This window comes from Paenibacillus lupini, from assembly GCF_011761355.1.
In the GTDB taxonomy this organism is placed as follows: domain Bacteria; phylum Bacillota; class Bacilli; order Paenibacillales; family Paenibacillaceae; genus Pristimantibacillus; species Pristimantibacillus lupini.
In genome coordinates this window covers 855759-864491 of record NZ_JAASRW010000003.1, presented here as the reverse complement: position 1 = coordinate 864491, position 8733 = coordinate 855759, and the positions used below count along the sequence as shown (strand labels likewise).

Annotated in this window: 7 protein-coding genes and 1 rRNA gene; all 8 read right to left on the bottom strand. The window is 45.7% G+C overall.

Annotation, left to right across the window (positions count from 1 at the left end; genetic code table 11):
• Positions 1–61 (bottom strand): 16S ribosomal RNA (locus FHS17_RS13440); the annotation flags it as partial.
• 294 nt (positions 62–355) lie between these two features.
• The gene (locus FHS17_RS13435) at positions 356–1030 is read right to left on the bottom strand and encodes a DNA alkylation repair protein (RefSeq protein WP_243865319.1); all 675 of its coding nucleotides are present in this window, start codon (positions 1028–1030) and stop codon (positions 356–358) included.
• A 63-nt stretch (positions 1031–1093) separates the two neighbouring features.
• The gene (locus FHS17_RS13430; protein WP_167278885.1) at positions 1094–1309 is read right to left on the bottom strand and encodes a hypothetical protein; all 216 of its coding nucleotides are present in this window, start codon (positions 1307–1309) and stop codon (positions 1094–1096) included.
• 112 nt (positions 1310–1421) lie between these two features.
• Entirely contained in the window at positions 1422–2540 is a 1119-nt protein-coding gene (locus FHS17_RS13425; protein WP_243865318.1) for a Ger(x)C family spore germination protein, read from the bottom strand.
• Positions 2521–3645 (bottom strand): GerAB/ArcD/ProY family transporter, encoded by a 1125-nt coding sequence (locus FHS17_RS13420; RefSeq protein WP_167278884.1) that lies wholly within the window; start codon positions 3643–3645, stop codon positions 2521–2523. Before FHS17_RS13420 ends, FHS17_RS13425 begins: the two co-directional genes overlap by 20 nt.
• Positions 3642–5207, bottom strand: a complete 1566-nt coding sequence (locus FHS17_RS13415; RefSeq protein ID WP_167278883.1) for a spore germination protein — start codon at positions 5205–5207, stop codon at positions 3642–3644. Before FHS17_RS13415 ends, FHS17_RS13420 begins: the two co-directional genes overlap by 4 nt.
• A 138-nt stretch (positions 5208–5345) precedes the next feature.
• Entirely contained in the window at positions 5346–6956 is a 1611-nt protein-coding gene (locus FHS17_RS13410; protein ID WP_167278882.1) for a response regulator, read from the bottom strand.
• Positions 6953–8710, bottom strand: coding sequence for a sensor histidine kinase (locus FHS17_RS13405; protein WP_167278881.1), 1758 nt, complete (start codon positions 8708–8710; stop codon positions 6953–6955). The genes FHS17_RS13410 and FHS17_RS13405 overlap by 4 nt, the downstream gene beginning before the upstream one ends.
• Positions 8711–8733 lie beyond the last annotated feature (23 nt).

Genomic DNA, 8733 nt, shown 5'->3' with positions numbered 1-8733 from the left:
CTTGCATGTATTAGGCACGCCGCCAGCGTTCGTCCTGAGCCAGGATCAAACTCTCCATGAAATGGTTCTGTTTGACTTGCTCAAACTTTGTTTTTCGCTTTTTCCGTTATTTCTAACGGGGCAGTTTTGCTCGTTGTTCAGTTTTCAAAGAACAATTTTTTTCAACAACGCTGCATATCTTATCACGTTATCGAATTCAGTGTCAAGCTTTATTTTTCATCAATTTCAATTTCTATCGATTGATGTTGTTTAGCTTTTCGTCCGAACACTGTATCTCTCTCGGCCGGAATTAGAATATACCATAGGCGACTATTCCATTGCAAGCTTTTTTCCAAAAAGTTTTCACTCTAGTAATCTATTCTTTTCCTATATGCTTCAAAGCTTCTCTTATACTAAGAGAGGATAGGGGAGTTTCGTTAACAAATCGGCGAACCACATCCGGCTCTGTCTTCGCGTATTCCCTAAGAGCCCAGCCAATTGCTTTCCGGATAAAGAACTCGGATTCTTCTTTTTGCAGAACGATATAATGAAAGAGCCGCTCGGTATCTGTACTCTCTTTATACTTCAGCTGATAGAGGATAGCCGTCCGACGCAGCCACATATTATCTGAGTGTATCCAGCGATCCGGGTAATCGACAAGCAGCTCCGGGTACTTCGATAAATAGAATCCTATAAGCTGCCCAGCAATGATATCTACCGTATCCCACCAAGACTTTGTGACAACCAGTCGCTCTAATACCTCAATATGTGATCTTTCCGCCTGCTTACGGTGCTTGTCCAACAGAACCATCGCTATATATTGATATTCCCGCTCCGGCATTTCCCATAGCTCACTTACCGTTTGCAGCAACAGATCACCTTTAGGCAGACCATGTTCCTTCCAGAACTCCCGCGTTAACTGCGCACGCTCCGGTGTCTTAAGCCCAAGAAACGGAAATTGATTACGCATATAAGCTTCCATGCTGCGGGCATTTTCCGAATTTGCGTGCTTCCCCAGCCATTCTGCTAATTGCATAGTGTAAGTCGACAAATGCTCATCCCTTTCCATACTTACAACAAAGTATAGTGTGAAGAAGCTGCAATCTGCAAACGATCATGTCAAGTCTTCGTACTGATCATTAGAGGAGCCCGGAGGCAGCATCGATCCTTCCAGCTGATTATCCGGATGATCTTGCTTCCATGGCGGGTCATGCTTCCGCATCCTGTCCGATACCCAGTAGAAGCACATAGGGATGAGCACACATAGGATGGCGCTGGACAAAATACTGACAGACGGCAATAGGCCAAGTACTCTTCTCAAGAAATCCATTCTAATCCTCCGTCAAATTAATATTACCGCTACTCCGAACACTTACCTTCACATCCATTTGTACCGGTCGAGTCGAGAAGAGATTGCCCTCCTCCTCCCACTGGGACTCATGCTACTGAAACCATCTATAATGTTTGTGAAATAAATATTCACGAAGCCCCATCACATCACAGTTGTATTCATGCTGTAGTTTATTGGTGGTCATCGTCATTAATTTGACAATCTCCCCCTGTATAGCTTCTTCCATTTTATTAATGGCAGGTTCCTTCAGTGTATCCGGTGCATGAAATACCTCATCGACTGCCCCTTCCACACGAATATGAAAAGTAAACGAAGGCATATTGTCCGGGCCAAACTTACATTCCAGCCTCTTACTCATCCGTTCAATGCTAAATACGCCAAGCCGGTCTTCAAAGGTGAATTTAATTTGACCGCCTTTTACATTCCCTTCCATAAAGTTAAGCCCGGCAGTTTCCATCGGATTTAGAAAACCAACCAGTTGATTCGAGGATCCATTAAAGACAGCCGCTTCCGTCACTGTTGAAAAATTCCGGTTACCATTCTGGACACCTTGGATGGCGAAGCTTTTATGCTTCAGCAAAAACTCATGCACATCCCCGATACGGGATTCGGGTAAAATCCTGGTGCTTTCCTTCGTATTGTCTGAGAGTTCTTCCAAATAAGCAGATGGCAGCCTCTGATCAGGTGGATGCGTATTAAAAATATTAACCGCCTTATCCCTGGTTACCATTACTCTAGTGGAACGTCTCATCTGGCTTTCTCTCAGGAAGAAATCAATGGTCTCCGCGAATTTCTTAGGTTTTCGAGCAATACTCTCTGAAACGATGATCACTTTTAAATGTTCAAAGAAAGGAGCGCGGCTTAAACGCTGGGAGAGCTTTGCCATAGAAGTCGCCATCGTATTCTCTTCCACCGCCATATTGAAATAAGCTTTGCCTCCTGTGCCATCCCCTCCTCCCTTATTGGTGCTTAAGCCAGCTGGCATGACAATCTGATAAACAACCCTGAACATTTGATTCGAATCGCTTTGATTATTTTTCTGATTATCCTCATCCCCCTTTCCTTCTTCCTTCTTATCCGGTTCATCTATTCCTACTCCAACAACAAAGCCACGCTGATCAATCTCAACACGGTCCCAACAGCCTGTCATAAAAACACAAACCGCCAACAGCAAGGGCAGCATTCGTCTTCTAGGCGCTGCTCTTGTCATCAACCTTCTCCTCCTTTTTCTTCTTACCGCCAAACATAAGAAGAGAGATAGGCAATAAAATGCCGGAAAGGATAGCCATATAGCTGATCATCGTCCCAAGAGTGGAGAACTCTGCCATATCTCCTGGAGTCATACAAACTAAATAAGAGATAGGAGCAATGATTAGCAGGCGATATCTTTTACTTAATTTTTTAAACAAAAAGGACATGCATTCATTGGCCAGATCAAATCCCATTGCCGCTGTGTTAAATACCGTCATGATCCAAATGACAAAAAACAACGATTCAAACCGTTCGAAGAAGTTGCCCGGGAATTGGATTTCTTTGGCAAGCTCAATGGTTGGATAGACGATATTCATCGCACCAATATTGGAGAATATACCGACCACGAGCTGATAGATAACCAGGTAGATGACAACGGACACCGCAATGCCTGACAGGACTGATTTCGTAGCTTTTTCAGGACGTTCCATAAAAACAATGTAGTACAAAATAATTTCAAACCCGAGAAGGGAATAGATAACCTCCCTCATTCCCTGCATGATGCCAATAGGCGGCGTAATGAAAAAGGGCTGCAGGTTTGTAAATTCAAACCATCTGTAGCCAAAGCAGACGACAATGATAACCATCAATAGGACAGATGGCAAAAACAAGACATTCAGCCGAAGCAGCCCCGACCTGCTGCCGGACACTCCATAAACCACAACGAGAATAAACGCTAGTGAAATATACTCAACTGGCGTCCGATCAAATAAATATTGCTTCGATATATTGGCGATCGCTCTTGCCTCATATGAACAGAAGCCTAAAAAATAGCTGAACTGGAGAGCAGCGATGATATATGTTACCGGTTTGCCAACCAGGGTTACAGAATAATCAAGGAAAGTCTTATTCCCTGCACGAATGGCCACCTTGGAAACAAGCAGACCAGCAAGAAGCGCAACACAACCCGCAAGTAAAATACTCATCCAGCCGTCGAAAGACCTCGTATAGGTCGCAACCGCCCGGGGAAGTGTCAGTATGCCAACACCAATCAGCATGGAAGCTATGGTCATGCTCATCTCCAGGGATGATAATGGTTTTTCGCCAAAGCTATTGATTCTCATTGTGACCTCTTTCCTTTGCTGCCCTTACTCAGTCTCTTACTATCCATAGGTTCTAATATTTCTGGTCTATGAGATAAACGGATAACGGGTAGCCGATAAATAAGATCCCGCCAATCTGAAAGTCTGAGCGGTGCAAGTGGGGCAGTATACGGAATACCAAAGCTCCTCAAATTCACAAGGTGAATACAATTAATAATCAGGGCAAGCACGATTCCGTACAGCCCAAATACACTTGCCGCGATCATAATAAGGAACCTCATCAATCGAATGGAGATTGCAAACCCATAGGATGGAATAGCAAAAGACGCGATGGCTGTGACAGCTACAATAACGACCATGACCGGACTTACGATTCCCGCCGTTACTGCCGCCTCCCCAATTACAAGACCACCTACAACACCAATGGTCTGTCCGATTGATTTCGGCAGCCGCACCCCCGCTTCACGCAGCAGTTCCAAAGTCGCTTCCATAAGAAAGGTTTCCACAACAGCCGGGAAGGGAACGCCTTCTCTTGTCCCCGCTACGGAAAAAGCCAGCTTGGATGGCAGCATTCCGTGATGATACTCCAATAAAGCGATGTACAGGCCTGGCAGAAATAAAGCTACAAATACAGCGAAGACACGCAGAATTCGAAGGACACTCGCTAAGATCCAGTTCTGATAGTAATCCTCAGGAGATTGAATAAAGGAAGAAATCGTAATAGGCAGGATTAATTGAAACGGCGTACCGTCAACAAGCACCGCAACCCGTCCTTGCAATAGAGCACCTGCCACCTTGTCGGGACGTTCCGTATTTATGATTTGCGGATAGGGTGACCAATAATGATCCTGAATCCACTGCTCAATAAACCCTGAGCCTTCGGCGTCATCCATATCAATGGTGTTGATTCTTCGTTTCACCTCATTCACAAGCATTGGATTCACAACGCCGTCAATATAAGCAACGACTATATCTTTTCGTGATCTTCGCCCTATGCAAAAGGAATCAAACCGAAGATGCGGATCTCTGATCCGTCTTCTGACTAGTGTTGTATTCGTCCGAATATCTTCCGTAAAGCCATCCCTTGGCCCACGGATAATGGATTCGGTCTGAGGCTCTTCAATCGCCCGGCTTTTCCAGCCTTTGCTCCCGATTAGAATGACCTCTTCCATCTCTTCAATAAACAAGGCTGCATCGCCGGATAAAATAGTCAGCACAATATCGTCCCAGTCGGCTGAGTTTCTCATATCCTGCAGAGCTAGTCTTTCGGTTTCTGATGCATGTGTAAACATGCTATTACTGTGTTCATCATCCATCTGTCCGGTCTTCTCTCTTTGTTCAGAACGAACAAAAGAACTCCCGCCGGTAAGCATGAGCTGGCTAATGACTTGATTCTGGATAACCTGCTTGTCTACCAATCCTTCTATACAAACAACCGCAGCCTTTTCGCCTTCAGCCGTTAGAAAGGTACGTATTAATAAGTCGCTTGGCGCCCCAAGCAATTGCTTGATATAGGCCATGTTGTCTCTGACAGATGCAGATGGTATAGATGGCTGCTCTAATGGTTGTCCGTTATGCTCCATATATATCCCCCTTCTCGTTCATGCGACAGACTGCACCTCTATGTGTAACTTAAGGATTCCCTCAGAAGGAAATTTTATGAAGGAAAATAAAAAAACCACCTCTCCAGGTGGTCATAAAGTTTGATACTCAAACTATGCTTACTGTACTCTGCGATAGGGCTTCCGGTATTCCTGCGGAGTTACACCATGAACCTTACGGAACAATCTGGCGAAGTAAGAGAAATTACCATAGCTGAGTCCGTCGGCGATCTCGCTGATGCTTCGGTCGGTTGTTGTAAGAAGCTCCGCAGCTTTATCCATTCTTTCCTTCAATATATAGTCGGTCAGCACCATACCCGTTTCCTTCCGGAACAGACGGGACAGATAGGCTGGATTCACAAAAGCAATGGATGCTAGCTGCTCACGGCTAAGCTCCTCGTTCAGATGCTCAGCGATAAAAGCCTTCACCTTGAGCACGATTGGACTAACAGCCATGGTTCTGGAAAATAAGCTGCTCGCGGCTTCTGTGATACATCGCACCCATACTTTGAATTGTCCGACCGAACGGGTCGCGGTCTCCATTCCCAAGCAGGCATGATGCTCATAGAGCTGCTGGGCTTGAAATCCCTTGCGGTGCATCGCATAATAAATTACTTGCAGCAACGCATGATAGCAAGCAGTTAAACTATCGACGGTTGACGTATTCGGATCGATTGTATTCGTCCAATCCTCCAGCCTTTGCGCCAGCTCCGTTACATCGCCCTGCTCAAGCAAATCCGCCCAGTCCAGCATTGCATCCGTAAATTTGGCGGCCGGTATGATGGTATTTGTCCTCGGATCTTCGCTCCAGATAATACCGCCCGCCATGCTCACATTACGGTATTCTTTGTTCAGCAAGGTTAAGTAGCTTTGCAGTACACCCGTTACCGCACTTAATTCACCAATATAGCAGGATAAACGACAATAGAAGTATTGGCTGCATGCTTCCACATATGATCGGCACAATGCCTCAATTTCTTCTCTAGCTGCATCAATCTCACCCAGGTGCAGCACGACAAGAATATTACCCCGATGATCTTGAATGACGTTGCCCGGAAGCTTCTCAAGGAGCAGCTCTTCTGCCGATTTACGCAGTGCAAACTCCATAATAAGCTCATCCCGCTCGTTAAGTGGTCTTTCCCAGCTCTCCACACTAATAAGGATGAGACGAACACGTTCAACTGTACTTAGCTTCATATCATAAGCAGAGAGAGATTGCCTGATCGCTTCATGGCTCGTTGATACTCTGCGTTCCAGCAGATCCTGCCAGAAGCGCTCTACGAGCATTGGCTTACGGCTGTTCCACAGCTCAACGATTTTATTGTATTGGTCATCCGTTTCACTAATTCTCCGCTTCTCATTCACCCGGGAGATCGCAGTGAGGAGCGTCTCCTCCAGCTCGGTATAAATAACCGGCTTAAGCAAATATTCAAAGCTGCCAAGATGGATTGCACGCTTCGCATACTCAAACTCAGAATGGCAGGTCAACACAATCGTCTCTGGCTGCATGCCTTGTGCTTTTACCCACGCCATCAGCTCAAGACCACTAATCTCCGGCATTTCGATATCACATATGACGATGTCTATCTGCTGTTCATGCAGTACCTGCTGCGCCATCGGTGCATGATAAGCTTCATAAACCTCATCGACTCCAATCATATCCCACCGGACTCCTGAACGAAGTCCCTTCACCGCATAAATTTCATCATCTACAATGAGTACTCGTATCATTGTCCCGGCTCCCTCTCGCCCGTTTTATTCCTCGGCACCCGCAGCGTTACGATCGCACCCTGTGGATCAGCACTGCCAAATGCCATTCTGACTGTACCTTTATAATAGAGCCTGCATCGCCGAACAACGTTCCACAGCCCTAAACTGCCATCACCAGGCTCAAGCTGCTGCACCTTCATATGCAAATGTTCAATTTGTTCCTCCGTGAGACCTTTTCCGTTATCCTCTACCTCAATGACCAGCTCTGATTGATCCCCTTCTCCTTCTGATGATACCTTCACCCGAATATGGAATGGAGTTCCTGTACGAATGGAGAAGCCGTGTACCATTGCATTCTCAACGAGAGGCTGAATGCTAAGCGGCGGAATACTTACGTTCTCCAGAGCTGGGTCTACGATAAAATCAAAAGCAAGTGTCTCCGGGAAACGATACTTCTGAATCGAGAGATAATGATAGAGATGCTCGACTTCTTCCTTCACGGTAACCGTTGAAACCTGCGTCCGGGTCGTAAATCGGAAATAGCGTACAAGATGCAAAGACATGTTCTGAATCACTTCGTAATCCTTGATCTGTGCCAGTTGATAGACAATATTAAGAGAGTTCATGAAAAAATGAGGATGGATCTGCGCCTGTAGATGCTTCAGCTCCGCCTTCTGCGTCCTGATCTGTTCCTCGTAGATATCAATCTTGAGATGCTCAATTTGCTGAGCCATTCCGTTGAACGTTTCTTTGAGTGTAATAAATTCCTGAAGCTTATAATCCTCCATCCGAACACTCAGGTCGCCGGAACGAATCTTGCGCATTCCTTTAATGAAATGATGGATTGGCTTCACAATCGAGTTCTGCAGGAAGAAGAGATAAAGGCCAAGCATAATCGCAGCAAGCATTGGAATAAGATACGTCATTTTTCGGAAAATCGGAAGACCTTCAAGCAGTGTACGCTCCGGCAGCAGGAAGATAAGGTTCATATCCGCCATCCTGGAGCTTTTCGCCACAAGCAAGTAAGGTTTACCCAGTTTCACAATGTTATAAGCGGCGTTACCGTTGTCCATATACGTAGTTAGGTCGAAAGCTTCTACCTCCTGACGGATAGAATTTCCTACGGTTGATAACGGCTTACCTTCGCCCGATACAAGAAGTGCTTCTGCCTTGCCCCCTTGCCCCAATACCCTCATCGGCTCCATCAGCCGATTCAGATCAATCCATGCTCCGATATAAGAATCATAATTCGTATCCACGATACGAACGAGAGCATTTTGTCCATTCAACTCCACAACGTTCCAGCCGGTGCGAATAGTAGGATCATCTTTGGCAAGCAGTTCTCTCAGCTTTGTCTGAATCTCCTGCTTACGGTCATAAGTAACCGATTGCTGCTGTGCGATTAGAAGCTCTTCATATTTGGTACTGTAAGCAAACAAGACATCTGCTGCATCATAATAGTTAATGTTCAAATCCAAATCATTGGATGTCTGCGTCGTAGACAAATAATATTCCCAGCTGTCTTGATCATATTGGCTGAGCGAGATTAAGCTTTGATCCTGCTCGGCCGCTTTGTAGAGATAGTTCTCGATCTCTCCCAGCACCTGATCCATATCATTCATATACATCGTGAGCATATTCCGGTTCGACTGTGCGACCTGGGAGTGGACAACCTTTGTTGCATAGAGATTGTTCCACAAGAGCAGGATCACGAGAGGAATAATGACGAGACCAAAGCCCAAGATCAGCCTGGAACGCATCGTCGCTTGTCTCATTGTCGTTCTCCTCTCCTCATCTG